Source organism: Sphingomonas sp. Leaf357 (genome assembly GCF_001423845.1).
Taxonomy (GTDB): domain Bacteria; phylum Pseudomonadota; class Alphaproteobacteria; order Sphingomonadales; family Sphingomonadaceae; genus Sphingomonas.
Genome location: NZ_LMPM01000001.1, coordinates 623568 through 647818, shown reverse-complemented (window position 1 = coordinate 647818; position 24251 = coordinate 623568). Strand labels below are relative to the sequence as shown.

29 protein-coding genes are annotated in these 24251 nt (G+C 66.3%); 17 read left to right on the top strand and 12 right to left on the bottom strand.

Annotation, left to right across the window (positions count from 1 at the left end):
• Positions 1–65 precede the first annotated feature (65 nt).
• The gene (locus ASG11_RS03100; protein WP_055775041.1) at positions 66–317 is read left to right on the top strand and encodes a hypothetical protein; all 252 of its coding nucleotides are present in this window, start codon (positions 66–68) and stop codon (positions 315–317) included.
• A 56-nt stretch (positions 318–373) separates the two neighbouring features.
• On the opposite strand, the gene ASG11_RS03095 is transcribed toward ASG11_RS03100, so the two are convergent.
• The 9 genes from ASG11_RS03095 to ASG11_RS03055 all read right to left on the bottom strand — a co-directional run bounded on the left by ASG11_RS03095 (position 374) and on the right by ASG11_RS03055 (position 8243).
• The gene (locus ASG11_RS03095) at positions 374–1690 is read right to left on the bottom strand and encodes a GGDEF domain-containing protein (protein WP_156363627.1); all 1317 of its coding nucleotides are present in this window, start codon (positions 1688–1690) and stop codon (positions 374–376) included.
• A 94-nt stretch (positions 1691–1784) separates the two neighbouring features.
• The gene (locus ASG11_RS03090; RefSeq protein WP_055775036.1) at positions 1785–2537 is read right to left on the bottom strand and encodes a sigma-70 family RNA polymerase sigma factor; all 753 of its coding nucleotides are present in this window, start codon (positions 2535–2537) and stop codon (positions 1785–1787) included.
• Positions 2534–4630, bottom strand: coding sequence for a flagellar biosynthesis protein FlhA (gene flhA, locus ASG11_RS03085; protein WP_055775031.1), 2097 nt, complete (start codon positions 4628–4630; stop codon positions 2534–2536). Before flhA ends, ASG11_RS03090 begins: the two co-directional genes overlap by 4 nt.
• A gap of 3 nt (positions 4631–4633) precedes the next feature.
• On the bottom strand, positions 4634–5545 hold the full coding sequence (locus ASG11_RS03080) for a lytic transglycosylase domain-containing protein (protein WP_055775030.1): 912 nt from the start codon (positions 5543–5545) through the stop codon (positions 4634–4636).
• Between the two features lie 212 nt (positions 5546–5757).
• On the bottom strand, positions 5758–6111 hold the full coding sequence (locus ASG11_RS03075; protein WP_055775027.1) for a flagellar protein FlgN: 354 nt from the start codon (positions 6109–6111) through the stop codon (positions 5758–5760).
• Positions 6098–6412, bottom strand: coding sequence for a flagellar biosynthesis anti-sigma factor FlgM (gene flgM / locus ASG11_RS03070; RefSeq protein ID WP_055775024.1), 315 nt, complete (start codon positions 6410–6412; stop codon positions 6098–6100). The genes ASG11_RS03075 and flgM overlap by 14 nt, the downstream gene beginning before the upstream one ends.
• A gap of 66 nt (positions 6413–6478) precedes the next feature.
• Complete coding sequence (locus tag ASG11_RS03065) at positions 6479–7009, bottom strand: flagella basal body P-ring formation protein FlgA (protein ID WP_055775021.1); 531 nt, start codon at positions 7007–7009, stop codon at positions 6479–6481.
• Positions 7010–7053: 44 nt separating this feature from the next.
• The gene (locus ASG11_RS03060) at positions 7054–7578 is read right to left on the bottom strand and encodes an OmpA family protein (RefSeq protein WP_055775019.1); all 525 of its coding nucleotides are present in this window, start codon (positions 7576–7578) and stop codon (positions 7054–7056) included.
• Positions 7575–8243, bottom strand: a complete 669-nt coding sequence (locus ASG11_RS03055; protein WP_055775016.1) for a motility protein A — start codon at positions 8241–8243, stop codon at positions 7575–7577. Before ASG11_RS03055 ends, ASG11_RS03060 begins: the two co-directional genes overlap by 4 nt.
• 431 nt (positions 8244–8674) lie before the next feature.
• Here ASG11_RS03055 and ASG11_RS03050 point away from each other — a divergent pair, with 431 nt between their 5' ends.
• From ASG11_RS03050 to ASG11_RS02985, 14 genes are all read left to right on the top strand, one after another.
• Positions 8675–8968, top strand: a complete 294-nt coding sequence (locus ASG11_RS03050; RefSeq protein WP_055775013.1) for a flagellar basal body rod protein FlgB — start codon at positions 8675–8677, stop codon at positions 8966–8968.
• Positions 8969–8985: 17 nt separating this feature from the next.
• Complete coding sequence (gene flgC / locus ASG11_RS03045) at positions 8986–9393, top strand: flagellar basal body rod protein FlgC (RefSeq protein WP_055775010.1); 408 nt, start codon at positions 8986–8988, stop codon at positions 9391–9393.
• 2 nt (positions 9394–9395) lie between these two features.
• Positions 9396–10076 (top strand): flagellar hook assembly protein FlgD, encoded by a 681-nt coding sequence (locus tag ASG11_RS03040; protein ID WP_330218885.1) that lies wholly within the window; start codon positions 9396–9398, stop codon positions 10074–10076.
• A gap of 27 nt (positions 10077–10103) precedes the next feature.
• Complete coding sequence (locus ASG11_RS03035; RefSeq protein ID WP_055775007.1) at positions 10104–11351, top strand: flagellar hook protein FlgE; 1248 nt, start codon at positions 10104–10106, stop codon at positions 11349–11351.
• A gap of 56 nt (positions 11352–11407) precedes the next feature.
• A complete protein-coding gene (flgF, locus tag ASG11_RS03030; RefSeq protein WP_055775003.1) occupies positions 11408–12151 on the top strand; it encodes a flagellar basal-body rod protein FlgF in 744 nt (247 codons plus the stop codon).
• Positions 12152–12183: 32 nt separating this feature from the next.
• The gene (gene flgG, locus ASG11_RS03025; RefSeq protein ID WP_055775000.1) at positions 12184–12972 is read left to right on the top strand and encodes a flagellar basal-body rod protein FlgG; all 789 of its coding nucleotides are present in this window, start codon (positions 12184–12186) and stop codon (positions 12970–12972) included.
• A 14-nt stretch (positions 12973–12986) separates the two neighbouring features.
• Positions 12987–13676 (top strand): flagellar basal body L-ring protein FlgH, encoded by a 690-nt coding sequence (locus ASG11_RS03020; protein ID WP_055780156.1) that lies wholly within the window; start codon positions 12987–12989, stop codon positions 13674–13676.
• 5 nt (positions 13677–13681) lie between these two features.
• The gene (locus ASG11_RS03015; RefSeq protein ID WP_082472767.1) at positions 13682–14893 is read left to right on the top strand and encodes a flagellar basal body P-ring protein FlgI; all 1212 of its coding nucleotides are present in this window, start codon (positions 13682–13684) and stop codon (positions 14891–14893) included.
• Positions 14890–15246 carry a rod-binding protein gene (locus ASG11_RS03010; protein ID WP_055774995.1) on the top strand — a complete coding sequence of 119 codons (357 nt, stop codon included), beginning with the start codon at positions 14890–14892 and terminating at the stop codon, positions 15244–15246. The genes ASG11_RS03015 and ASG11_RS03010 overlap by 4 nt, the downstream gene beginning before the upstream one ends.
• Positions 15243–16586 carry a flagellar hook-associated protein FlgK gene (gene flgK, locus ASG11_RS03005; protein WP_055774992.1) on the top strand — a complete coding sequence of 448 codons (1344 nt, stop codon included), beginning with the start codon at positions 15243–15245 and terminating at the stop codon, positions 16584–16586. The genes ASG11_RS03010 and flgK overlap by 4 nt, the downstream gene beginning before the upstream one ends.
• An 11-nt stretch (positions 16587–16597) precedes the next feature.
• Positions 16598–17509, top strand: coding sequence for a flagellar hook-associated protein FlgL (gene flgL, locus ASG11_RS03000; protein ID WP_055774989.1), 912 nt, complete (start codon positions 16598–16600; stop codon positions 17507–17509).
• Positions 17510–17606: 97 nt separating this feature from the next.
• On the top strand, positions 17607–18470 hold the full coding sequence (motA, locus tag ASG11_RS02995; RefSeq protein ID WP_055774986.1) for a flagellar motor stator protein MotA: 864 nt from the start codon (positions 17607–17609) through the stop codon (positions 18468–18470).
• A 3-nt stretch (positions 18471–18473) separates the two neighbouring features.
• Complete coding sequence (locus ASG11_RS02990) at positions 18474–19379, top strand: flagellar motor protein MotB (protein ID WP_055774983.1); 906 nt, start codon at positions 18474–18476, stop codon at positions 19377–19379.
• Between the two features lie 59 nt (positions 19380–19438).
• A complete protein-coding gene (locus ASG11_RS02985; RefSeq protein ID WP_055774980.1) occupies positions 19439–19882 on the top strand; it encodes a DUF3429 domain-containing protein in 444 nt (147 codons plus the stop codon).
• On the opposite strand, the gene ASG11_RS02980 is transcribed toward ASG11_RS02985, so the two are convergent.
• The 3 genes from ASG11_RS02980 to murI form a co-directional block, all read right to left on the bottom strand.
• Positions 19883–20311: a DUF695 domain-containing protein gene (locus ASG11_RS02980; RefSeq protein WP_055774978.1), complete on the bottom strand. Its 429-nt coding sequence runs from the start codon at positions 20309–20311 to the stop codon at positions 19883–19885.
• Complete coding sequence (gene hemA / locus ASG11_RS02975) at positions 20311–21555, bottom strand: 5-aminolevulinate synthase (RefSeq protein ID WP_055774975.1); 1245 nt, start codon at positions 21553–21555, stop codon at positions 20311–20313. Before hemA ends, ASG11_RS02980 begins: the two co-directional genes overlap by 1 nt.
• 86 nt (positions 21556–21641) lie before the next feature.
• On the bottom strand, positions 21642–22439 hold the full coding sequence (gene murI / locus ASG11_RS02970) for a glutamate racemase (protein ID WP_055774972.1): 798 nt from the start codon (positions 22437–22439) through the stop codon (positions 21642–21644).
• Positions 22440–22536: 97 nt separating this feature from the next.
• On the opposite strand from murI, the gene plsY reads away from it, so the two are divergent.
• On the top strand, positions 22537–23142 hold the full coding sequence (plsY, locus tag ASG11_RS02965; RefSeq protein ID WP_055780150.1) for a glycerol-3-phosphate 1-O-acyltransferase PlsY: 606 nt from the start codon (positions 22537–22539) through the stop codon (positions 23140–23142).
• Positions 23135–24241 (top strand): DNA-processing protein DprA, encoded by a 1107-nt coding sequence (dprA, locus tag ASG11_RS02960; RefSeq protein ID WP_055774970.1) that lies wholly within the window; start codon positions 23135–23137, stop codon positions 24239–24241. The genes plsY and dprA overlap by 8 nt, the downstream gene beginning before the upstream one ends.
• The last annotated feature ends 10 nt before the right edge of the window (positions 24242–24251 follow it).

The window sequence follows — 24251 nt, the reverse complement described above, 5'->3', positions numbered from 1 at the left end:
ACCAAAAAGCGCAGTGACTGCTCTCGCCCAGTTGCGGACATCTGGCATTACTGCATAATTTCGAGATGAACCCCGTTCGCGCATTCCTCCTTGAAGCTCTCCAGCGCGTCGCCAACGGCGGAGACATCGACCGGACAGAGCTCGATACCGCCGTGCCTAATCCTCGGTCACTCGACCGGAACGAGAAAAGCGCGTGGGAAGAATTGAGCCATTGGGCGGACGATGGCGACATCCGCGAGCGGGATCAGCGATACGCCGAGTTCAAGCGTGAATGGATGCGCGACCACGTCGCGGCGCTAACCGCGAACGGCAGCTAACCACCACAATCGGACATTCGCGCATGGATGCCCTCCCTAAAGGAAGGGCTCCAAGATCACGCCGCCGCCGCGTCCTTTCCGTGCGGTGCGTCCGCCGGCTCCACCCCGCAGGCCCATTCGATCCGGTTCCGCCCGTTGGCCTTGGCGCGGTACAGGGCCTGATCCGCCGCCTTGATGAATGCCGCCGGATCGACATCGGCGGCGGACGTGGCGCTGGCCAGGCCGATGCTGACCGTCACCCTGGTCGGCAATTGATGCAGCGACACGCCGTCGGCGATCCGGGCGATGGCGATCCGCAGCACTTCCGCGCAGGACCGGGCGTGTGCCATGCCGCTGGCCGGCAGCAGCACGATGAATTCCTCCCCGCCATAGCGCGCGACGGTCGCGTCGGACGGCGCGTGCCGCATCAGGCAATCGGCGACCAGTTTCAGCGCCCGGTCGCCGGCATCGTGGCCGAACGTATCGTTGAGCGCCTTGAACCGGTCGATATCGATCATCAGCACGCTGAGCGCGTCCACATCCGGCTCCGTCGTGCACCGGCGCAGGAACGCGGCGTCGAACCGGCGACGATTGGCCAGCCCGGTCAGGACATCGGTGTTGGACAGCGTTTCGAGCAGCCGGTTGCTTTCGGCCAGCGTTTCCGCGCGCAGCAATTCGCGCTGGTTGAACAGAAAGGTCCGGCGCTCGCTCGCCTCCATCCGATAGGTGCCGACCAGCATCCAGATCGCGCAATTGACGTTCACGATCAAAGCGAACGGGCTGAGCAGTGCATCCCAGTCCGGGCGCAGGACCATCACCACCGAACTGGCGACGATGGAAAACAGCGTGAAGGCCGCCGACATCCGAAACGGCAGCGGCAGGACGACATTGCCGAAGGTGAGGCAGATCGGAATCGTATGGATCAGCAGATGCGCATTGGGCGCATGCGACATGTAGAGGAATTCGACGGTGCTCGCGATTACCGCCACGAGCGAGCTCGTGACGCAGATATCCGGCGGCAGCACCCGCTTGGCCATCGTCCACAACATCACGCTGACGAACGGGGTAACGACGAAAAGCTGGATCGCGCCGATATCGTACGCAATGTCCGGCATCAGCGTCGTGTTCAGGATCAGGAACGCATTATAGACGATGATGCCGAGCAGGCCGACGGTCAGGAAGCGCTGGATTCGCGCCGAGGCCAATTCGGCCTGAAAGGTTTTTTCGAGCGCGGGCATGAACCGCCGGACCCCGGGCACCTGATCGAGCAGGGCCTCGATATCGGCGAGAACAACCGCGCGGCCGAAGGGGGTCGCATCGGATGTCCGGGTGGGACGGTGGAGGGTCAGGTCGTCCATATCGGGCATCGGTCCGGCAGCTACGGCGGTCGGCAAAGGACCACCTGCTCCGGGCGTAGGACCCGAGAGGTAAAGGAATGCGTATAGGATATGATCTTCGATAGGTTAACGCGGCGCTAGTTGCGACAGATCAATCCCCCTTGCCGGCCAGTGCTTTCTTCAGGCGCTGATGCGCGCTGGCCTTGATCTGGCACACCCGCGCCGCGCCGACGCCGAGCACCAGCCCGATTTCCTCCAGGTTCAGTTCTTCGACATAATAGAGTTGGACGACCTGCGCCTCGCGTTCCGGCAGCGCGCCGATCGCGGCGATCAGGGTATCGCGCAACTCGCCTTCGGAAAGCTGCTCGAACGCATCCGCATCGTCGCTGGCGAACCAGGGCTGGTCGTCGGCATAGACCTCGTCGATCGATTCGAAGCGCAGGGGTTCGGCCGCCGAATACTCCAGCCGCATTTTCTCGAGGGTCACGCCGAGCCTTTCCGCAATGATATGATCGTTCGGCTTGACGCCGGTTTCCGTGGTCAGCGCCTTCACGGCGTCGCTATAGGCGCGCCGGCGCTGCATCGCGCCGCGCGTCAGCGTCGCCTGCCGGCGCAGCGCGTCGATCATCGATCCGCGCACCCGCGTCAGCAGATATTGCTCGAAGGTCACCTGCCCGCGATCCTCGAAGCCGTAGGCCGCCTCGACGAGCGCGACCAGCCCGATCTGGATCAGATCCTCGACCTCGACCGTTTTGCTCATGCTGCCGTGCACGTGCCATGCGACGCGGCGGATCAGCGGCAGATGCTTGCGCGCCAGCGCGTTCAGGTCCGGTGCCGGGCCGCTGCGGCCATAGGTCAGCGGCACCGCGCCGGCGAACGCGCCCGGAGTGGGGATCGCGCTCATGCCGCCAATGCCTGTGGCGCGCCGATCACGGCGACGACCTCGACCGCCTTCTCCTCCGGCACCTCGAAGAAGCTCATCACCGGCGTGTCGGGCAGGATCGTCTTGACCAGCTTGCGGATCGCGACGCGGATCGCCGGCTGCACGACCAAGACGAACGGCTTGGCCTCGGCGATCAGCGGGTTGGCCGCCTGTTGCAGCGCATCGACGATGCGGCGGCCGAGATCGGGTTCGATCGTGTGGCGGCGCGACGGATCGCTGCGCACCGCCTGCCCCAGCAGACCTTCCAACTGTCCCTCCAACGTCATCACGCGCAACGGCTCGCGCACGCCGCACACCTTGCCGATGATCAATCCGCCGAGTTCGGGCCGAATCAGCTCGATGATCTCCTCCGCATCCAAGGTCTTCTGCGCCGCGACGGCGATCGCCTGCGCGATGCGGCGGAATTCCTTCAGCGGCACGTTCTCGGCGAGCAACCCCTTCAGCACCTGGGTGAGCGTGGTCAGCGGCAGCGGGTTGGGCGACAGCGCCGCGACTAGGCTGGCGGCGCGATCCTTCAGGCCGTCGAGCAGGCTCTGCACCTCGTCCTGCCCGAGCAGGTCCGAGGCATGGCTGCCCAGCATGTGGTTCAGGTGCGTGGCGACCACGGTGCCGGGATCGACCACGAGATAGCCGGCACCGGTCGCGGCATCGGCGTCGCCCGGCGCGATCCACACCGCGTCCAGCCCGAAGGTCGGATCCTTGGCCTTCTTGCCCAGCAGCGTGCCGATCGCCTGGCCGGTATCGAGCGCGAGCATCTCTTCGGGCGAGACGCTGTCCTCGCCCAGCACCACGCCGCCGACGACGATGCGGTAGGCGAACGGCGCCATGTTGATATCGTCGCGCACGCGCACCTGCGGCACGACGAAGCCGAGTTCCTTCGATAGCTGACGCCGGACGCCGGTGATCCGGCCCATCAGCGGCGACCCGCGCCGTTCGTCGACCAACGGCACCAGGCCATAGCCGATGTCGAGATTGACCTGCATCGTGTCGGTCACTTCCTCCCAGCCGATCTTCGACTGGTCGACCGGCTCGGCGGCGACGATCTCGACCGGCGCGGGGCGCTTGGCCTTCTGGTTCAGCTTGTAGGCGGCGAAGCCGGCGATGGCGGCGGCGGGCAGGATGATCAGGTGCGGCATGCCCGGCATCAGACCGAGCAGGCCGAGGATGATCGCGACCGGCGTCCACGTCCGCGCAGAGGCGAACTGGCCGCCGATCTGCCCGGCGAGATCCTGCGACGAGGTGACGCGGGTGACGATTGCGGCGGCGGCGATCGAGAGCAGCAGCGACGGGATCTGCGCGACGAGCGCGTCGCCGATCGCGAGCAGCACATAGGTATGCGCCGCAGCACCGATCGACATGCCGTGGCTGACTGGTCCCAAGATCAGGCCACCGGCGATGTTGGCGAACAGGATCAGCAGGCCGGCGACCGCATCGCCCTTCACGAACTTGGACGAGCCATCCATCGAGCCGTAGAAATCCGCTTCGGTCGACACCTCGACGCGGCGCGCCTTGGCTTCGTCGGGCGTGATCAGGCCGGCGTTCAGATCGGCGTCGATCGCCATCTGCTTGCCGGGCAAGGCGTCCAGGGTGAAGCGTGCGGACACTTCCGACACGCGGCCCGCGCCCTTCGTCACGACGATCATGTTGATGATCACGAGGATCGCGAACACGAACAGGCCGACGATGTAATCGCCGCCGATCACGAACGTGCCGAACGCCTCGATCACATGGCCCGCCGCACTCTCGCCCTCATGGCCATGCCCCAGCACGACGCGCGTCGAGGCGACGTTCAGGCCGAGGCGGAACAGGGTGGCGAACAGCAACACGGTCGGGAAGGCGGAGAAATCGAGCGGCTTCTGCGCGTTCAGCGCGACCATCAACACCGCGAGGCTGATCGCGATGTTCATGATGAAGAACACGTCGAGGATCGCGGTCGGGATCGGTACGACCATCAGGACGACGAGCAGCAACGTCGCCAGCGGCAGCGCCGACGAGCGCAGCAGCGGCAGGAGGCGACCCTGTTTAGAACTGGGTTTGAGTGCGGCAGCGGCCATCGGTTACGCGCCCATCGTCGAGAGCATCATGTACGCCAGCCGCGCACTGGCCGGTGTCGGGCGGATCAGGCTGGCCAACTGGGTTTTGTCGCCACCCGTGCCTGGCCCCCCGACCCTGCCCGCGAATTGATCGAGCGTGGCCTTGGCCCAGGCGCTGGCGCTTTGCGTGCCGCTGTCCTCGCCATTGCCGGGGATGACGGTGGAGCCGTCGATCTCCAGCGCGGCCGACGCCATCGTCAGCGCGTTCGTGTCGAACGGGCCGCTGGCGGTACCGGTGGCTACGCCCGCGCCCTTGTCGAGCTTGGCGGCAAAGCGGTCATAGACGTCGCTCAACGAGCGCGGCTGGCCCCCGGACGTATAGAAGACGTTGCGATTGGCGCGCGCGGCGGCGGGGAACAGGCTCGCGGCGGAGCGATCCGGATTGCTCGCCAATTTGGTGAGGAACGATTTCGCGCCGCCCAGCCCCAGGAAATGCGCCATGTAGAGATCGGTGCCGGTCGCATCGCGGCCGAGCGTGCTCTCCAGCGCATCCTTGTTGTCGGAGGCGTGTTCGGCGGCCATCAAGGATGCGGTCTGCGGATCGTTGCGCAGGTTGAGAATCGCGCGGCGAGTCTCGGGATCGCTCACGACCATCTTGCCGCTGCTGCTGGTCGAGATCGCATCGGAGGCCCAGGCCATGCCGTGCTCGGCGCCGTGCTGCTTGACCACGCGCAGCCAGCTCTGGTCGATGAACTGGTACAGGCCGGAGGCGCTGGACGTTCCGGACCTGGCGCTCGTCCGCATGCCGCTTTCAAGCTGCGCCTGGCCCATCAGATAGGAGAAATCGACGCCGGTCTTCTGGCTCGCCAGCGCGATCGCCGATTGGGCGGACACGCTCTTCGTGGCGGCAGTGACGGCGAAAGGGTTGAAGCTCATCGATCCTCGGCTGGTTGACCTTGTTCAAGGGTCACATCAGCAAGGAGCGTGCCAGTTGTGCGGAGTTGGCGGCGACGATCCGGCAATAGAACAACGTCATCCTGAACTCGTTTCAGGATCCAGGCGCGGTCGACGGCCTATTCGACAGTATCGGTGGGGATAACGACCGCGCCTGGATGCTGAAACAAGTTCAGGATGACGGCGCTACGGAATCAAGCGTAGGCGCGCATCATGCCGCCGGGGCGGTAGGCGGGGCCGGCACCCAGGCCGGCATCGCCGGTCAAGGTTTGCAGGCGGCGGCGAACATTTGCCGCCATCAGGTTCACATAGATGCGGCAGGTTTCGTTCAGGCGATTGGCTTCGTCGGCCAGCATGCGCAGTTCGGGCCCGGCCGGGCCGGTGCCCAGCGCCGCGACCGCTTCGATGCCCTGCAGCTTTTCCTGCGTCGCGCGTTCCAGCGCGACGATATCGTTGGTCTTGAGCGCCGCGATCTCCTGATGCAGCGATTCGATCACGCCGATCAGCGCGTCGCGCCGCAAATCCCTCGACACATCATTCGGCGTCATTGCGCAGCCAATCGAATTTCGACGCGATCAGCCGGTCCGCGATCGTGGACGGATAGATCGGGAAATTTCCGTCGGCGATCGCCTTGCGGATGCGGGCGACGCGATCCAGGTCGACCGGCGCGCTGGCGGCGGACTCCTTCGCGATGCTCGCCACGGCCGATGGGCTGACCGCCCCGGCCTGCGTCTCGTTCGTCGCGTTCGGCGCGACCGCCGCCGTCGGCACGACACGTGCGACGGGCGCTACACGCTCGCCGGTCAGTACCGGCGTTTGTACCGGCTTTACGCCGAGAGGATCCACCATGTTCGCCCCTTTCCGGGTCATGCCACACAGGGATAAACGACGGGGCGCGCAGAACCTTTAACACAATTATTCGCTCCAGCCGGGAAGGGTCGCGCGGCCGCTCTGCACGGCGACGGCCTGGACCGGATTCCTGGCATCGTCGACCTTGACCATGAAGCGCGCGCCGGGCGCGGCGTCGGCGAGCGCGATGCCCTCGCGCGTGATCGAGAAACCGGGCGATCCGGCGGCGATCGTCACCGGATCGCCACGCTTGATGACGGGTTCGGCCTTGACCGCCGGTGCGAAGGCGGTGGCCTGACCGGCGGGCCGTTTCGTCTCGGTCGGGGCGAACAGGACCGGCACGTAGATGCGCCATTCCGGCCCGGTGCAGCTGACGACAACCGCATCGTGCGCATCCGAACGCCACGACATGGCGAGCGTCGGGCATTGCGCGAGCTTCAGGCGGGCATCGACCACGCTGCGCGCGCCGCCCTGGCTGCCGATACCGTGGCCGGTGAACGCGGCGACCGCGCGATCGAGCGAAGCGGTATCCTGAAATGCCGGCGCGGCCAGTGCTGGCGTCGCACAGAGCAAGGCGGGAAGCAGCAGGCGGTACATCGTGGTTTCTCCAGGAAGGCAGGTTCGGGTTGCCGGGCGGCGGATCATTGCCGCTCCCCTGCAAAACCCAGGGTGACGGTGACCGAGCGGCTCTTGCCGCCGGTGGCGTTGACGATCGTCATGCGACCCGGCGGCACGGCGTGCGCGCGGGCGAGTTCGGCGGCAATGGCGCGCGCGCGGTCGGCGGCGAGCACGGCGTTGCTGCCCGTCGCTACATCCACATCGCTCTCCGATCCGTCGCTGGCACCGCTGATCTTCAGCACGACGCGCGGATCGCGCGTCGCCTCGCGCGCCCAGGCGATCAGCCCGGCGGGCGACGACGGCAGCGCTGCCGATCCGGGCGCGAAGTTGAGCATGGCGGCGGCGGCGACGGGCATCGGTTCGGGCTGCACCACGGTATCGGCACCGAACCCTTCGCGGATGCCCTTGGCCAGCGCCGTCTGATCGAGATGCTGCGACGCCTGGATGAACACGAAAAAGCCGACCAGCAGCAGCGCCAGATCGGCCAGCGTCATCAGCCACGCCGGGCGGCCCGGCGCGTCCTCGGGAAAGTCGTCGTCCAGCGTCATGCCGCCTGGACCAGTTCGGCGGCACGCGGGCGCTCGCGCGAGGCCAGGGCAACGAGCGGTGCCTCGAGCCGGGCGCGCTCGACCGCCTCGACCCGCGCCTGCCGCTTCAGCCGCGCGGCGATCGGCGCGGCGACCAGGTTGGCGATGATCGCGCCGTACAGGGTGGCGAGCAGCGCGACGGCCATCGCCGCGCCGATCGCGTTCGGATCGGTCATCCGCGTGAACATCGCGACCAGCCCGATCAGCGTGCCGATCATGCCCATCGCCGGTGCAACGTCGGCGGCACCGGTCCACAGGTCGACGGCAGACAGCTGGCGCTCGATCCGCTGGCGGCGATGATGTTGCAGGAGGGCGGCAACGTCGTCCGGCCCCTGCCCGTCGACGATCGCCGCGACGGCGGCGGCGACGTCGGCATCGGCGATCACCGACCGGTCGAGCGCCATCACGCCGTGGCGGCGCGCGATCCGGCCGAGCGCGGCGATCTGGTCGAGCAGCGGCGCGGCATCGAAGCGGCGGCGCGGCAATCGGCCAAGCGCGGCCAGCCCGCCGATCAGGTCGGCGAACGGCGTACGCAGCACCACCGCGATCACCGTACCGCCGGCGACGATGATCGCGGCGACGGGATCGAGAAACGGAGCGAGCGTGGAAGCGAGATCGGATGTCATCGCCAGTGACGTAGCAAGAGGCGGGCCAGTTCTTCGCGAGGCGCGCTCGAAATATCCGTCATCACACCCCGCCGCACCGTCATCCCAGCGAAGGCTGGGATCTCAAGGAGGCGCGCGGGTCGCCAACCCCATGGAGATCCCAGCGTTCGCTGGGATGACGATATTGGTGGGGGTGACCGTAGGATCGCGGGGGCGCAGTTCGACGCAGAAAGGCCCAACGCAAACCCGCCAACCCTTGCCGCCCCCCGGCAAGCTCTTGCCGCCGCTATTGCCGCACCCGCGGCAAACCGCCCCTTCCCGCCCCCGCATGGCAAACTGGCACGCCCATTGCTTATACCTTCCCGCACATTGACGTGCGGAGACCGACCAAGGTGGACGAGAACAGTCTTTTCGGAGTTCATGGGGCAGCCCTCGAAGTGCGTTCGCAGCGCATGGGCCTGCTCGCCTCGAACATCGCGAACGCCTCCACGCCGGGTTTCAAGGCGAAGGATCTGGATTTCCAGGTCGCGCTCCAGGCGGCGGAGGGTCCGGGGGGGCTCTCCGCCGCCGGCATCGGGAACGCCGTCAAATATCGCAATCCGATGTCGCCCTCGATGGACGGCAACACGGTGGAGCTGTCGACCGAGCAGACCGCCTTCGCCGAGAACGCCGTGCAGTATCAGACGACCCTGTCGTTCCTGAACGGCCGCATCAACACGCTCACCCGCGCGCTGCGTGGCGAGTGATGGGGGGAGCATAAGAGATGGCCGATCCGCTGACGATCTTCCAAGTGGCCGGCAAGGCGATGTCCGCGCAGCTGCTGCGCATGAACACCACCGCCTCCAACCTCGCCAATGCCGGCGGCGTCGCCTCCAGCGAGGCCGCCGCCTACCGCACGATGAAGCCGGTGTTCCGCACCGAATACGACAAGGCGACCGGCCTCGCGACGGTCAATGTCGAAAGCGTCGTCACCGCCGGCAACAGCCCGACCAAGCGCTACGATCCGTCGCACCCGATGGCCGACAAGGACGGCAACGTCTGGGAAAGCGCGGTCGATGAAACCCGCGAGCTGGTCGACATGATGGAGACCGCGCGCAGCTACCAGAACAATGTCGAGGTGATGCAGACCGCAAAGTCGCTGATCCTCGATACCCTCAAGATGGGCCGATGATCATGAGCAGTTTCGATACCACGCTGAGCAGCCTCGGCATCAGCACCACCGCCTCCACGACCGCGAACGCCGCGACGGCGAAATCCTCGACGCTGGGTCAGGCCGATTTCCTCAAGCTAATGACCGCGCAATTGAAGAATCAGGATCCGTTCGCGCCGGTCGACAATACGCAGATGGTCGCGCAGATGGCGCAATTCTCGTCGGTCGCCGGCATCGGCGAGATGAACACCACGCTGAAGGCGATCTCGGACAAGCTCGCCGGCACCAGCCAGAGCGATGCGATGGCCTATGTCGGCCGCAACGTGCTGACCGAAGGCTCCACCGCGTACGGCCGCACCTCGGGCGGCATCGCCGGCGCGGTCGAGCTGGATAGCGACGCCAGCCAGGTCAACGTCTCGATCCAGTCGGCCGACGGACAGATCCTCAAGACGCTGCAGCTCGGCGCGCAACCCAAGGGCACCGCGACCTACGACTGGGACGGCAAGACCGAGGCCGGCGACGCCGCCGGCAACGGCCCGTTCAAGGTCGTCGTCACCGCCGCCAAGGACGGCGCGGAAATCGCCAGCCGCTCGCTCGTCTGGGCGCCGGTCGCCTCCGTCTCGATGCCGTCCTCCGGCGCGCCCGTCCTCACCCTGCCCGGCATCGGACAGGTTCCCATCACCGACGTCCGCCAGATCGGCTGAACCGCCTAAACCAGGAGCACCACCCCCATGTCCTTCTATACATCGCTCAGCGGCCTGCAGGCAGCCCAGACCGAGATGTCGACCATCTCGCACAACCTCGCCAATGTCGGCACGGACGGCTTCAAGAAGAGCCGCACCGATTTCGCCGACGTCATCGCCTCCAACCTGCAGACCGATCCGCGCAAGCTGGTCGGTTCGGGCACGGTGGTGAAGGGCAACACGCAGCAATTCTCCGAAGGCAGCCTGAAGACCACCGGCTCATCGCTCGATCTCGCGATCAGCGGCGACGGCTTCTTCGCGGTCAAGACCAACGGGCTCAGCTCGGCGATCAACTATACCCGCAACGGCAGCTTCCACGTCGATCCGACCACCCACAACGTGGTCGACGATCAGGGCAGCGCATTGCAGGTCTATCCGGTCGATGGCGACGGCAACGTCACCGCGACGGGCAGCGACGGGTTGACCAATCTGCGCCTGCCGGAAACCAGCGGCGTGCCCAAGGCGACGACCGGCGTGTCGCTCGGCGTCAATCTGCAATCGACCGCATCGGTGCCGACCGGCACGTTCGATCCGCTCAATGCCTCGACCTACAACAACGCCACCACCACGACGATCTACGATTCGTCGGGCAAGGCGATGACGATGACGAACTATTACACGCACGTCTCGGACAACACCTGGTCGGTGCGCTCCTATGTCGGCAATCAGGCGCTGACCGTCGGCGGATCGGCCAATCCGACGACCGTCACGTTCGATACGAACGGCAACCTCACCGCCCCGGCCGGCCCGATCGCCTATGACAGCTTCCTGCCCACCACCGGTGGCGCGGCGCAGAGCGTGACGGTGGATCTCGCCGGATCGACGCAGAAGGCGAGCGCCTTCGCGGTCGCCGGGCGCAGCCAGGACGGCAAGGCGGTGGGCGAGCTTTCGGGCGTCACGGTCGACAAATCCGGCATCGTCACGGCCAGCTTCTCGAACGGCGACACGATTCCGCTCGGCAAGGTGGCGCTGGCCAATTTCACCAATCCCGCCGGCCTGCGCCAGAACGGCAACAGCTATTGGTCGGCCAGCGGCATCTCCGGTCAGGCGCTGCTCGGCGGCGCGAACGACAATGGCTACGGCTCGCTGAACTCGGGCACGATCGAAGGATCGAACGTCGATGTCACCGAGGAACTGGTCAACCTGATCGCGGCGCAGCGCAACTTCCAGGCGAACGCCAAGGCGCTCGATACCGCGAACCAGATTTCTCAGACCATCTTTAATATCCGCAGCTGACGCAGCGGCGGCTTCAACATCCGCAGCTGATCGAACGGACCGACGGGATCCCCTGAATGGACAAGCTGATCTACACCGCGGCATCGGGCCTGAAGGCGCATATGGCGTCCCAGGCATCGATCGCGAACAATATGGCGAACGCCTCGACGATCGGCTTTCGCGCCGACCGCGTCGTGTTCGACCGGATCGAGATCAAGGGCGCGGGCTTCGAGGCCCGCACCCCGTCGTCCGAAGAGGTGATCGACGCCGATCGCAAGCAGGGCGCGGTGCAGCAAACCGGCCGTCCGCTCGATGTCGCGATGACCGGCGACAGCTGGCTGACCGTGCAGGCGACCGACGGCACCGAAGCCTATACGCGGCGCGGCGACCTCGCCGTCACCGAAACCGGCGTGTTGCAGACGGGCGACGGCTTCCCGGTGATGGGGTCGAGCGGCCCGATCACGATCCCGCCCTACCAGTCGATGACGATTTCCGGCGACGGCACGATCAGCATCGTGCCCGTAGGCGGCGACGCCAAGAACCCGCAGGTGATCGACAAGCTCAAGCTGGTCAGCACCCAGGGTTCGCAGACCGTGAAGGGGCTCGACAATCTGCTTCACGTCAAGGGCGGCGGCGTGCTGCCCGAGGATCTCGAGGGCAAGGTCACCGGCGGCGCGCTGGAGGGATCGAACGTCAACATGACTCAGGCGCTGGTCGACATGATCGAGAACCAGCGCGCGTACGAGGTTCAGGCCAACCTCATGAAAGAGGCCAAGACCATGGACGAGAGCGGCGCATCCCTGATGCGCCTACCGTCCTGAGCGAACATCTGAGCCATTAAGGGGAAAAGACCATGAGCAGCGCAGCAATGCACATCGCCCGCACCGGCCTGGACGCCCAGGATATGCGGATGCGCGTGATTTCGAACAACCTCGCGAACGTCAATACGACGGGCTACAAGCGCGATCGCGCGGCGTTCGAGACGCTGGCCTATCAGACCGTGACGGCGCCGGGTGCGCCGAGCACGGCGGAAACCAAATACGCCACCGGCCTCAACCTCGGCACCGGCGTGCGCATCCAGGGCACGGCGCGGATCGACACCCAAGGGTCGATGCAGACGACGGGCAATTCGCTCGATCTGGCGCTCGACGGCGACGGCTATTTCCAGGTGCAGATGCCCGGCGGCACGCTCGGCTATACCCGTGCGGGCAATTTCTCGCGCTCGCCCGAAGGGTTGCTGGTCACGTCCGAAGGCTATCAGGTGATGCCCGGCATCACCGTGCCGCAGGGCGCCACCGCGATTACCGTCGGCACCGACGGCACCGTCTCGGCGACCATTCCCGGCCAGTCCACGCCCAGCGAACTCGGCCAGATCCAGATCGCCAGCTTCCCCAACACCGCCGGCCTGCTGCAGGGCGGCGACAATTACCTCACCGAGACCGCGGCGAGCGGTGCGGCGAATCTCGGCGTGGCCGGGGTCGATGGTCGCGGCGGGATCCGCCAGGGCATGCTCGAGGCATCGAACGTCAACGTGGTCGAAGAGCTGGTCGACATGATCGAAACCCAGCGCGCGTACGAGGTAAATTCGAAAATGATCTCCGCGACCGACGACATGTTGAAATATGTTAACCAAAATATCTGATGATGGTTAACGCCATGAAAGCCATCATCCTCTCCTCCGCCGCGATTCTCGTCGCCACCGCGCTCCTGCCCTCGACGGCGGACGCGCGCCTGTTCGGCAAGAAAGCCGCACCGGTCGATTTCTCGGCCTCGCTGCCCGCACCGATCGCGCCGCCGCCCGCCGTGGCGACCGGATCGATCTTTCAGGTCAATGACGGCTATGCCGCCCTGTACGAAGGATCGCGCGCCCGCCGCGTCGGCGACCCGCTGACGATCGTGCTGGTCGAGCGCACCGCCGCCTCCAAGTCGGCCGGCACCAAGCTCGATTCGAGCGGTGCCTTCGGGATCAATCCGCCGACCACCGGCCTCGCCTCCAAGCTGTTCAATTCCAGCGACGTGAGCGCCAGCGGCAAGCGCAACTTCACCGGTGCCGGCTCGGCCGACCAGTCGAACACGCTGTCGGGCGAAGTCAGCGTCACGGTGGCCAAGGTTTTCCCCAATGGCACGATGCTGGTGCAGGGCCAGAAGCGCGTCACGCTCAACCGCGGCGACGAATTCGTCCAGATCAAGGGCCTGATCCGCACCGCCGATATCGACGCCGAGAACCGCGTCCTTTCCACCCGGGTCGCCGATGCGCAGATCGCCTATACCGGCAAGGGCGACGTCGCCCGCGCCAGCCGCCAGGGCTGGCTGAGCCGCTTCTTCGCCGTGGTGAGTCCGTTCTGATGGGCATGAACATGATCTCGAACCCGCTCGCAAAACTCGCTCCGTTCGCCCTGAGCCTGTCGAAGGGCCGTTCTTTCTTCCGTGCCAAGAAGAAGGACGGTGCTTCGACAAGCTCGGCACGAGCGGTGGGTTGGATCGTCGCCCTGATCGGCGCGCTGGCGCTATCCGCCCCCGCCTCGGCCGACCGGATCAAGGATCTCGGCGGCTTCCAGGGCATCCGCTCCAACCAGCTGACCGGTTACGGGGTGGTCGTGGGCCTGCCCGGCACCGGCGACGACAATCTCGAATATACCGTCCAGTCGTTGAAGGCCGTCGCGTCGCGCTTCGGTCTGCAATTGCCCGCCTCCGCCAATCCGGGGATGAAGAACGCCGCAGTGGTGCTCGTCACCGCCGATCTTCCCGCGTTCGCCAAACCCGGCCAGCGGCTCGACATCACCGTCGCGTCGATGGGCAAGGCCAAGTCGTTGCGCGGCGGCAGCCTGATCCTGATGCCGTTGCTCGGCGCGGACGGGCAGATCTACGCCATGGCGCAGGGCAATCTCGCGGTCGGTGGCCTGGGGGCCGAGGGCAAGGACGGCTCCAGCATCGTCGTCAACGTGCCGTCCACCGGGCGCATCCCGGAAGGCGCCACGGTCGAACGCGCGGTGCAGACCGGGTTCGAAAGCAGCCCGACCCTGACCTTCAACCTCGCCCGCGCCGATTTCACCACCGCGCAGAATGTCGCCGCGTCGATCAACGCGCGGTTCGGCGCCGGTATCGCCGAGGCGACCGACGCCGTGTCGGTGTCGGTCCGCGCGCCGCAGGGCGGCGACGTCCGCGCGACCTTGATGAGCCAGATCGAGAATCTCGACGCCACCTCCGCCGAACCGTCGGCCAAGGTGATCGTCAACGCGCGCACCGGTACCGTGGTGATCAACAGCGCGGTGCGCGTCAGCGCCGCCGCCGTCACCCACGGCAAGCTCACCGTGCGCATCGACGAGAAGGAAACCGTCGTCCAGCCCGCGCCGTTCAGCCAGGGCCAGACCGCCAAGGAACAGAAGAGCGGCGTCGCGGTGGATGAGGAAAAGCATCCGATGTTCCTGATCGAAGGCGGCCCGAAACTCGCCGACGTGGTCAAGGCGGTCAACGCGATCGGGGCCTCGCCGGCCGATCTTGTCGCGATATTGGAAGCACTTAAGGAAGCCGGTGCGCTCAAGGCGGAGTTGATCGTGCTATGACCGATATGACCCTTTCGGCGCCAACTTCGCCAACTTCCGGCATCAGCACCGACACCAGCCGCCTCGGCAGCCGCGCCAACCTCGAAAAGGCCGGCAAGCAGTTCGAGGCGGTGTTCGTCGGCATGATGATGAAATCGATGCGATCGGCCCACCTTTCGAGCGAATTGTTCGAGAGCAAGGGCCTCGACACGTTTCGCGAGATGCAGGACCAGAAGGTCGCGCAGTCGATGGCCGACAGCGCGCCCCTGGGCATCGGCAAGGCGATGGTCGATTTCCTTGCCAAGGCCCAGGCCGCGCAAGCGCCCGCCGCCGATGCCGCCCCGGCCTCCACGGCTGGAAGCGCCACGTCATGAGCGATCTGCTCGGCATCGGCGCCAGCGGGATCCGCGCGTATCAGAGCGCGCTGACCACCGTATCCGAAAACATCGCCAACGCCTCGACCGCCGGCTACACGCGCCGCAGCTCGACGATCAGCGAAGTCTCGTCCACCGGCGGTTCGATCACGTCGCGGTCGGTGAACGACGTCAACGGCTCCGTGATCACCGGCATCAAGCGCATCGGCGATATGTTCCGCAGCGCCGACGTGCGCTCGGCCGGTGCCGATCTCGCGCGGTCCGAAGCCTCGATCGGCTGGATGGACAAGATCGAGACGACGCTGAGCAACAATCAGCTGGGCGATCGTCTTACCAGCTTCTTCAACGCCGCAAAGGCGATCGCCGCCGATCCGACGGCCACTACACCGCGTCAGGCGATGCTCGAGGCCGCGACGTCGGTGGCAGGTGCGTTCTCCGCGACGGGCAAGGGGCTGAACGCGATCGATCAGGATATCGACGCCACGGCGGACGATTCGGTCACGACGTTGAACGGTCTCGGTGCCTCGCTCGCCCGGGTCAACGATGCGATCGCGCGGGTCCAGCCGGGCACGGCGGGCGCGGCACAATTGGGCGACCAGCGCGATCAACTGCTCGAACAGATGAGCGCGATCAGCGACGTCGCCGTCACCACCGACGATCTCGGCCGCGCCACGGTGCGGCTCGGCGCGGGAGGGCCGGTGTTCGTCGCCGGCAGCGATGCGGGATACGTCACCTATGCGCGCGGCGATGCGGGCGCGGTCTCGTTCGCTTTGCACCGCGACGGCGCGTCCTCCACGATGACGCCCGGCGGCGGTGTGCTCGCCGGCGTCGGCGAGAGCGCGCAGCGCGTGGCGGCGGCCCGCGATTCGCTCAATACGATCGCCACCGGCTTCGTCGATGCCGTCAACACCGCGCAGGGGATGGGTCGCGATCTCGATGGCAATGCGGGTTCGGCGATGTTTGCCGTGCGCGGATCCCCGACCGATATCGGGCTGGGCCTGACCGACCCGCGCGGCATTGCCGCCGCGGCGGTCGGCGGCGGCACGCGCGACAACGGCAATCTCGCCAATTTCGAAGCGCTGCGCTCGTCGGGCAAGTTCGAGGCGAACACCACGGCGTTGGTCTCCGGCAATGCTTCGGCGCTCGCCGCGCGCAAGTCGGTCGCCGAGGCGCAGAGCGCGATCCGCGACAATGCCGTCGCCGCGCGCGATTCGGTGACCGGCGTCAACCTCGACAACGAAGCGGTCGATCTGATGCGCTTCCAACAGGCGTACCAAGCCTCGGCGCGCGTCGTTCAGGTGGCCCGCGAAACCTTCCAGTCGATCCTCACGATCCAATAGGCGCTCTTTCCATGCAGATCAGCACCAGCCAGCTTTACGATCGCTCGACGACGTTGATGCAGCAACTGACGGCCAAGGCCGACAAGCTTCAGACACAGATTTCGACCGACAAGAAGATCAGCACCGCGTCCGATGATGCGGTCGCCTATCAGAAGCTCGCCTCGATCAAGCGGTCCAACGCGAACGACACAGCGTACGGCGCGAACATCAAGGTCGTGCAATCGCTGCTCGCGCAATCGGATTCGACGCTCGGATCGGTCGAGAGCCAGTTGCAGAAAGCGGCCGAACTGGCGACGCAGGCGAACAACGACACGCTGAACGCGGCGGACCGCAAGGTAATCGGCGATCAGTTGACCGCGATCGTGCAGGATCTGGTCGGCCTGGCCAATACCAAGGACGTGCGCGGCCAGCCTCTGTTCGGCGGATCGTCCGGCGATACCGCCGTGGCGCAGGCGGCAGACGGCAGCGTCAGTTTCACCGGCACCGGCGAACCTTCGGCGATTCCGGTCGGCGACGGCGTGGACGTGCATGCGACCAACAGCGCGCAGCGCGTGTTCGGTGGCATTTCCACCTCCTCGGGCACCAGCGACGTGTTCGCGATCATCTCGAAACTCGCGGCGGCCCTGACCAGCAACACCGATGCCAGCGCGGCCGCGGCGGACGCGGGCAACAGCCTGAAGACGGCGCTGACGCAGATCGGTGCGGCCCGCGGCTCGGTCGGTGCGCGCGGCGCGCGGCTCGATCTGGAAACCGCGCGACTGACCGACGTCGCCGCGACGCGCGAGGCGGATCGCTCCAGCCTGGAAGATACCGACACGGCCGCCGCGATCACCGAATTGCAGAAGACGATGACCGTGCTGTCCGCGACGCAGGCGAGCTTCACCAAGCTCAGCTCGCTCTCGCTGTTCAATTACCTGAATTAACCATTTTTCCTGCCTTGGTTAACCGCTTGGCTACGAAGTCCGGTTAACCATCGCGGACGAGGGCCGCATCGGCCCAACGGGGGAATACGCACTCACCATGTTCGTCGTCATCGGCCTCGTCGTTCTGCTCGTCATGATCTTCGGCGGGTTCGCGATCACCGGCGGCGCGCTCGGCCCGGTGATGGAAGCGATTCCGCACGAGATGCTGATCATCGGCGGTGCCGCGGTCGGCGCATTGATCATCGGCAACTCGATGAAGGAGATCAAAGCGCTCGGCGGCGGCCTTGCCAAGGTGTTCAAGGGCCCGAAATACAAGAAGCAGGATTATCTCGACGTCATCTTTCTCGTCAGCAAGCTGATGAAGATGCTGCGTACCGAAGGCCCGATCGCGCTCGAACCGCATGTCGAGGATCCCAAATCCTCCGCCCTCTTCTCGGAATATCCGCGCCTGCTCAGCGATCACGCGCTGACCAACCTGATCGCCGATACCCTGCGCCTCGTCGTGGTGTCGTCCGGCACGCTCGACGTGCATGCGGTCGAGGACGTGATGGATAACATGATCAAGACCCACCATCACGAGGCGGAAGGGCCGCACGGCACGATCGCGTCGCTCGCTGACGCCCTGCCCGCGCTCGGCATCGTCGCCGCGGTATTGGGCGTGGTCAAGACCATGGGTTCGATCGACAAGCCGCCGGCGATTTTGGGCGCGATGATCGGCTCGGCGCTGGTCGGCACGTTCATGGGCGTGCTGCTCGCTTACGGTATCGTCGCACCGCTCGCCAACCGGCTGAAGCAGGTGCTGGATGCCGACGGCGCGATCTATCACGTCGTCAAGCAGATCATCATCGCCTCGCTCCACGGCCATCCGCAACCGCTCGTCATCGAGGCGGCGCGCTCAGGCATCGCGCACAGCAACCAGCCCGGTTTCGCCGAGGTGTTCGACGGTCTGCGGGGTCGCTAAGCCATGGCGGCGCGCGCTCCCCACGGCAACAATCAGCCCCCGAAGATCATCTACAAGAAGATCTACATCGAGGGACATGGCGGCCATCACGGCGGTGCCTGGAAAGTCGCGTACGCCGATTTCGTCACCGCGATGATGGCATTCTTCCTGCTGATGTGGCTGCTGGGGGCGACCAACGAGAAGCAGCGCAAGGCGCTCGCCGATTATTTCGCGCCGACCCTGATCGAACTGAAGCAGAACAGCGCCGGGTCCAACGGTCTGTTCGGCGGCGCATCGATCATCGACAAGGACAATTATCCCCACAAGGCGGCGCAGACCGGCACGCGATCGATGACCATTCCGGCGGATTCGACCGGTGGCCTGAGCGTCGGCACGGGGCAGAAGGGCAGCCTGAAGAACAAGTCCGGCCTGGGTGCCGAGGACCAGAAGAATTTCGAGCGCACCAAGCGTCGCGTTCAGAATGCGATGAAGGTCAATCCGAGCCTCGCCAAGCTCAGCAAGCATGTCCGCTTCATGCGCACGCAGGACGGCATGCGCATCGATCTGCTCGACGACGCCGATTATTCGATGTTCGCGCTCGGCACGACTCAGCTCGACAGCGAGGCATCGGCGCTGATCGGCCTGATCGCCCAGTCGATCCGCGACACCGACAATCCGATCATGATCCGCGGCCATACCGACAGCGTACCGTTCGGTGATCCGATGGCGATGAACAACTGGATCCTGTCATCAAGCCGGTCCGAGGCGACGCGCCGCCGGCTGCTGGCGGGCGGCATCCCCGAAAAGCGCTTCGAACGGATCGAGGGCGTGGCGGATCGCGAGCCGATGATCACCGCCAACCCGTCCGACCCGCGCAATCGCCGCGTCGCGATCACCCTGCTGTACCGGGCGGGCAAGTTCGGCGACTGATTGTCGACCGACGGGCGGCATCGACGCAACTTGCCGGCGCGCGCCGGGTTGAAAGCGGCATGACACCTCCCCCTATATGGCCGCGCTGGCTCGGTCTGGCCGGCCTGCTGCCGCAATTGCTCGCCATGCTGGCCCTGATCGGCGGCAATCCGGAGGCGCGGTTCGTCGCCCTGGCGTGTGCATTCGCTTATGCCGCGCTCATTCTCAGCTTTTTGGGCGGGCTGTGGTGGGGCTTGGCTGCGGCTCATGGGCGGGCGCCACTCTGGGTGTGGATCGCGGCGGTTGTGCCCTCGCTGATCGCCTTTGCCAGCGCCTATCCTTGGATGGTCGGCGAGCCCTGGCCGGGGCCGTCGCTCGTCGTGCTAGGCCTCGCGCTTATCGCGGCGCTGGGCGTGGACTGGAAATTGCGCGCGATTGGGGTCGCGCCCGACTGGTGGCTGGGGTTGCGCATCCCCTTGTCGCTGGGTCTGGGCGGGCTGACCTTGGCCATCGCCTCGCTGTGATCAGCCCTTGGGCTGTACGTCGCGCAGGCCCTGCCATTCGGGATCGTCCACCGCCTCCAGTTCGATCGGATAAACCGTTTCCCCGGCCAGCGCGGTCGTGAAGCGAGCGATGAAATCTTCCCCATCGGCGGTGTAGAAACGCCACTGCCGCGCGCCGTTGCCGGTGATTGCTGCCGCCTCGGTGGCCCAGTCGCTTTCATCCAAGGCGGCGAACAGCACCTCTTCGAAGCCCTCGATCCGGTCGTACACGGCCCGCGGCGGCATGCCGCCGGTCGCTTCGCCGTCATAGGCCCAGGTGATCGACACCAGCACCGGACGGCTTTTGCGCTGTTCGATCAATGGAACGCGGGCCAGTGCGCGGATGATCGTGGAATTGCCGCCCGCCTTGCCCTGTGCGAGCGTCCAGTCCTCGGCATTACGCTTGGGCATCAGGCCGCCTTGCGCAATTCCAGCCGGCTCCAGATTTCGACCAAAGCCCCGGTCAACTCGCGCATCATCGCCTCGTCATGCGCCGGGCCGGGCGTGAAGCGCAGGCGTTCGGTGCCGCGCGGCACGGTCGGATAATTGATCGGCTGCACGTACACGCCATATTCGGCGAGCAGGATGTCACTGATCTTCTTGGCCTTGACCGGATCGCCGACCATCAGCGGCACGATGTGCGTGGTGGAATCCATCACCGGCAGGCCCGCATCGGCGAACATGCCCTTGAGCATCGCGGCGGCGGCCTGCTGACCGTCGCGCTCCACGCTGGAAGCCTTCAGGTGGCGGACGCTGGCCAGCGCGCCGGAGACCAAGACCGGCGACAGCGACGTCGTGAAGATGAAGCCCGGTGCATAGCTGCGAATCACGTCGATGATCGTCTGGTCGGCCGTGATGTACCCGCCCATCACGCCGAACGCCTTGCCCAGCGTACCTTCGATGATCGTCAGCCGATCGGCGACGGCGTCGCGTTCGGAAATGCCGCCGCCGCGTGCGCCGTACATGCCGACCGCATGGACCTCGTCGAGATAGGTGAGCGCGCTGTACCTGTCGGCCAGATCGCAGATCGCGGCGATCGGCGCGATGTCGCCGTCCATCGAATAGACGCTCTCGAACGCAATCAGCTTGGGCGCGGCGGGATCGACCGCGGCCAGCAATTCCTCGAGATGATCGACATCGTTGTGGCGGAAGACGTGACGCTCGCAGCCGGAATTGCGGATGCCGGCGATCATGGAGGCGTGGTTGAGTTCGTCGGAGAAGATGATGCAGCCGGGCAGGATCTTGGCCAAAGTTGCCAAAGTTGCCTCGTTCGAGACGTATCCGCTCGTAAACAACAGGGCACCTTCCTTGCCGTGCAGATCGGCAAGTTCGGCTTCGAGATCAACATGATAGTGGGTGTTTCCACCGATGTTGCGCGTGCCGCCCGAGCCCGCGCCGACATCGTGCAACGCCTCTTCCATCGCCGCGATCACCGTGTGATGCTGGCCCATCGCGAGATAATCGTTTGAACACCAGACGGTTATCGGCTTCGGCCCGTTATGTCCGGCGAAGCAGCGCGCGTTGGGGAAGGCCCCCTTGTTGCGCAGGATATCGATGAAGACACGATATCGCCCCTCCACATGCAGGCGATCGATCGCCTGGGTGAAGATGCGCGAGTAATCGACTCCGCGCCCGGCCTTGAGGTCCGCGTCCATGGCAGCGCCCTAGCGCCGTTTTTCCCGGATTTCCAGCAACATTCCGCGATCAGTGTGATCGGACGGCACAGCCCTGGGTCCGATGTTCAAAGCGCCTCGAGCGCATGGAGCCCAAACCGTGCCAGTGCCGGGGCGAGCGCTTCCGCCGCCGGGTCGAACCGCGTGAAGACGGCAATACCTTCTCCCGGATGCTCCGGCCAGTCCTGCCCCCGCGTCAGCGCCAGGACGCGACGCGCGATCCCCGCGCTGCCATCGATGAAGCGGACGCCGGACGGCGCGGCGGCGGCCAGCTCTTCGGCGACCAGCGGGAAATGCGTGCAGGCGTTGATGATCGTGTCGATCCGATCGCCGCCGGACTGGCCGAACAGCCCGTGCAGGATCGCCGCATAGCGCGCAGGATCCGTCGCGCAGCCGTGCAGCTTGGCCTCGGCGAGCTGCACCAGTTCGGCCGAACCATGGCGGAGCACCACGCAATCGGCGGCAAATCGCGCGGCGAGATCGTCGACATAAGGCTGGCGTACCGTCGCCTCGGTGCCGAGCACGCCGATCGTGCGCGTGATGCTGGTCTCCGCCGCCGGTTTGATCGCGGGCACCGTGCCCACGATCGGCAGATCGAGCGCCGCGCGCACGTCGGCCAGCGCGATGGTCGAGGCGGTGTTGCAGGCGATGACGATCAGGCGCGGGCGATAACGCTCGGCCAGCCGCCCGAGCAAGGCCGGCACGCGCACCGCGATCTCGCGCTCGGTCTTGGTGCCATAAGGGAAGCCGGCCGAATCGGCGGCATAGACGAACGGCGCGTTCGGCAGCAGCGCACGGGTGGGGCCGAGAACCGACAGGCCGCCGACGCCGGAATCGAAGAACAGGATCGGTCGGATGTCGGCCATGATCCGCGTTTAGGCGAACGGGCATGGCTGTCGATAGGAGATGTTGGCACGGCGCGCGTCCGCCGCTATACGCGAACATAAGGGGGCCGCGCGCATCTTGCAGACCGAAATTCTCTGGATCGCGCCGACCTGCGCGCTGCTGCTGGGCTATCTGCTCGGCTCGATTCCATTTGGAGTGATCCTGACGCGCCTGGGTGGCGCGGGCGATCTGCGGGCGATCGGATCGGGCAATATCGGCGCGACCAACGTGCTGCGCACCGGACGCAAGGGGCTGGCGGCGGCGACCCTGCTGCTCGATGCGGCGAAAGGCTGGGCGGCGGTGATGCTGTGCGAGCAGCTCTGGCCCGGCACCGGCGTGCTGGCGGCGGCCGCGGCGTTCCTCGGGCACCTGTTCCCGGTGTGGCTGAAGTTCCACGGCGGCAAGGGCGTGGCGACGTTGATGGGCATCGTCCTCGCGCTGTGTTGGCCGAGTGCCCTGGTCTATGCCCTGGTGTGGCTCGGGTTGCTCGCGGCCCTGCGCATTTCCTCGCTGGCGGGGATGGCGGCGGCGGTAAGTGCGCCGGTCAGCGCAGCGCTGTTCGGGCGGTTCGACATCGTGTTCCTGCTGGTCGCGCTCGGGCTGCTCGTGCTGTGGAAACATCGCGAGAATATCGACCGGCTGCTGAGCGGCACCGAACCCCGGATCGGGCGCAAGAATGGCTGATGCGGATGCCGTTTCGCGCATCCGCCTGATCCGTACTGCCCAGATCGGCCCAGTCACCTACCGCCAACTGATCGCGCGTTTCGGCAATGCCGGTGCCGCGATCGAGGCGCTGCCCGGTCTCGCACGGCGCGGCGGCGGACGGGCACCGGTGGTCGCGCCCGCCGCGTTGGCCGAGCGCGAACTGACGGCGGTGGCGAAGCTCGGCGCGCGGCATCTGTTCGTCGAGGATGCGGACTATCCGGGATTGCTCGCCGAACTGGACGATGCGCCGCCGGTGCTGACCGTGCGCGGCGATGCCGGGCTGCTCCGACGGACGACCGTGGCAATGGTCGGCGCGCGCAACGCCTCGGCCGCCGCGTGCCGGTTCGCGAGACAATTGGCCTTTCAGCTGGCCGATCACGGCGTAGCGGTGGTCTCCGGACTGGCACGGGGCGTGGATACGGCGGCGCATGTCGGAGCGATCGACCAGAGACAGTCGGGCGGCGGCACGATCGGCGTCATCGCCGGGGGCATCGACATGATCTATCCGCCCGAGAATGCCGACCTGCAGGAGCGGATCGCCACCGAGGGCCTGCTGATCGCCGAGCAACCGCCCGGCACGGAACCGCGGGCGCGCCACTTCCCGTATCGCAACCGTATCATCGCCGGACTTTCGGTCGGAACTCTGGTGGTCGAGGCCGCGCCGAAATCGGGCTCGCTGATCACCGCGCGACTGGCCGGCGAGGCTGGACGCGAGGTCATGGCCGTGCCCGGTTCCCCGCTCGATCCGCGGGCGCAGGGGTGCAACGGTCTCATTCGCGACGGCGCGATCCTGATCCAGTCCGCCGCCGACATATTGGAGACGATCCGCCCGATCGACGCGCGCATGGTGCGGTCTCCCGGCACCCGCTTCGACGGCCCGCCGCCCGAGGATGCAAGCGACCTCGAGCGGCGCGATCTGGTGTCGTTGCTGGGGCCGGTGCCGGTTTCGGTCGACGAGCTGATCCGGCAATCCGGATTGCCACCGGCGATCGTGCAGACCGTCTTGCTCGAGCTGGAATTGGCCGGGCGGCTGGAGCGGCATGCCGCTGGACGGGTAAGTCTGGGCGCCGAACCGTGAGTTTTCCGCA

Excerpts from the sequence above, each read along its gene's own strand:
- flgC (WP_055775010.1), top strand. The coding sequence starts at position 8,986 with ATGGCCGATCCGCTGACGATCTTCCAAGTGGCCGGCAAGGCGATGTCC.
- ASG11_RS03020 (WP_055780156.1), top strand. The coding sequence starts at position 12,987 with ATGAAAGCCATCATCCTCTCCTCCGCCGCGATTCTCGTCGCCACCGCG.
- ASG11_RS03010 (WP_055774995.1), top strand. The coding sequence starts at position 14,890 with ATGACCGATATGACCCTTTCGGCGCCAACTTCGCCAACTTCCGGCATC.
- ASG11_RS03040 (WP_330218885.1), top strand. The coding sequence starts at position 9,396 with ATGAGCAGTTTCGATACCACGCTGAGCAGCCTCGGCATCAGCACCACC.
- ASG11_RS03035 (WP_055775007.1), top strand. The coding sequence starts at position 10,104 with ATGTCCTTCTATACATCGCTCAGCGGCCTGCAGGCAGCCCAGACCGAG.
- ASG11_RS02990 (WP_055774983.1), top strand. The coding sequence starts at position 18,474 with ATGGCGGCGCGCGCTCCCCACGGCAACAATCAGCCCCCGAAGATCATC.
- flgF (WP_055775003.1), top strand. The coding sequence starts at position 11,408 with ATGGACAAGCTGATCTACACCGCGGCATCGGGCCTGAAGGCGCATATG.
- ASG11_RS03080 (WP_055775030.1), bottom strand. The coding sequence starts at position 5,545 with ATGAGCTTCAACCCTTTCGCCGTCACTGCCGCCACGAAGAGCGTGTCC.
- flgK (WP_055774992.1), top strand. The coding sequence starts at position 15,243 with ATGAGCGATCTGCTCGGCATCGGCGCCAGCGGGATCCGCGCGTATCAG.
- murI (WP_055774972.1), bottom strand. The coding sequence starts at position 22,439 with ATGGCCGACATCCGACCGATCCTGTTCTTCGATTCCGGCGTCGGCGGC.
- flgL (WP_055774989.1), top strand. The coding sequence starts at position 16,598 with ATGCAGATCAGCACCAGCCAGCTTTACGATCGCTCGACGACGTTGATG.
- ASG11_RS03065 (WP_055775021.1), bottom strand. The coding sequence starts at position 7,009 with ATGTACCGCCTGCTGCTTCCCGCCTTGCTCTGTGCGACGCCAGCACTG.
- hemA (WP_055774975.1), bottom strand. The coding sequence starts at position 21,555 with ATGGACGCGGACCTCAAGGCCGGGCGCGGAGTCGATTACTCGCGCATC.
- ASG11_RS03055 (WP_055775016.1), bottom strand. The coding sequence starts at position 8,243 with ATGACATCCGATCTCGCTTCCACGCTCGCTCCGTTTCTCGATCCCGTC.
- ASG11_RS03015 (WP_082472767.1), top strand. The coding sequence starts at position 13,682 with ATGAACATGATCTCGAACCCGCTCGCAAAACTCGCTCCGTTCGCCCTG.
- ASG11_RS02985 (WP_055774980.1), top strand. The coding sequence starts at position 19,439 with ATGACACCTCCCCCTATATGGCCGCGCTGGCTCGGTCTGGCCGGCCTG.
- ASG11_RS02980 (WP_055774978.1), bottom strand. The coding sequence starts at position 20,311 with ATGCCCAAGCGTAATGCCGAGGACTGGACGCTCGCACAGGGCAAGGCG.
- dprA (WP_055774970.1), top strand. The coding sequence starts at position 23,135 with ATGGCTGATGCGGATGCCGTTTCGCGCATCCGCCTGATCCGTACTGCC.
- flgG (WP_055775000.1), top strand. The coding sequence starts at position 12,184 with ATGAGCAGCGCAGCAATGCACATCGCCCGCACCGGCCTGGACGCCCAG.
- ASG11_RS03090 (WP_055775036.1), bottom strand. The coding sequence starts at position 2,537 with ATGAGCGCGATCCCCACTCCGGGCGCGTTCGCCGGCGCGGTGCCGCTG.
- ASG11_RS03100 (WP_055775041.1), top strand. The coding sequence starts at position 66 with ATGAACCCCGTTCGCGCATTCCTCCTTGAAGCTCTCCAGCGCGTCGCC.
- flhA (WP_055775031.1), bottom strand. The coding sequence starts at position 4,630 with ATGGCCGCTGCCGCACTCAAACCCAGTTCTAAACAGGGTCGCCTCCTG.
- motA (WP_055774986.1), top strand. The coding sequence starts at position 17,607 with ATGTTCGTCGTCATCGGCCTCGTCGTTCTGCTCGTCATGATCTTCGGC.
- flgM (WP_055775024.1), bottom strand. The coding sequence starts at position 6,412 with ATGGTGGATCCTCTCGGCGTAAAGCCGGTACAAACGCCGGTACTGACC.
- ASG11_RS03060 (WP_055775019.1), bottom strand. The coding sequence starts at position 7,578 with ATGACGCTGGACGACGACTTTCCCGAGGACGCGCCGGGCCGCCCGGCG.
- ASG11_RS03050 (WP_055775013.1), top strand. The coding sequence starts at position 8,675 with ATGGGCCTGCTCGCCTCGAACATCGCGAACGCCTCCACGCCGGGTTTC.
- ASG11_RS03075 (WP_055775027.1), bottom strand. The coding sequence starts at position 6,111 with ATGACGCCGAATGATGTGTCGAGGGATTTGCGGCGCGACGCGCTGATC.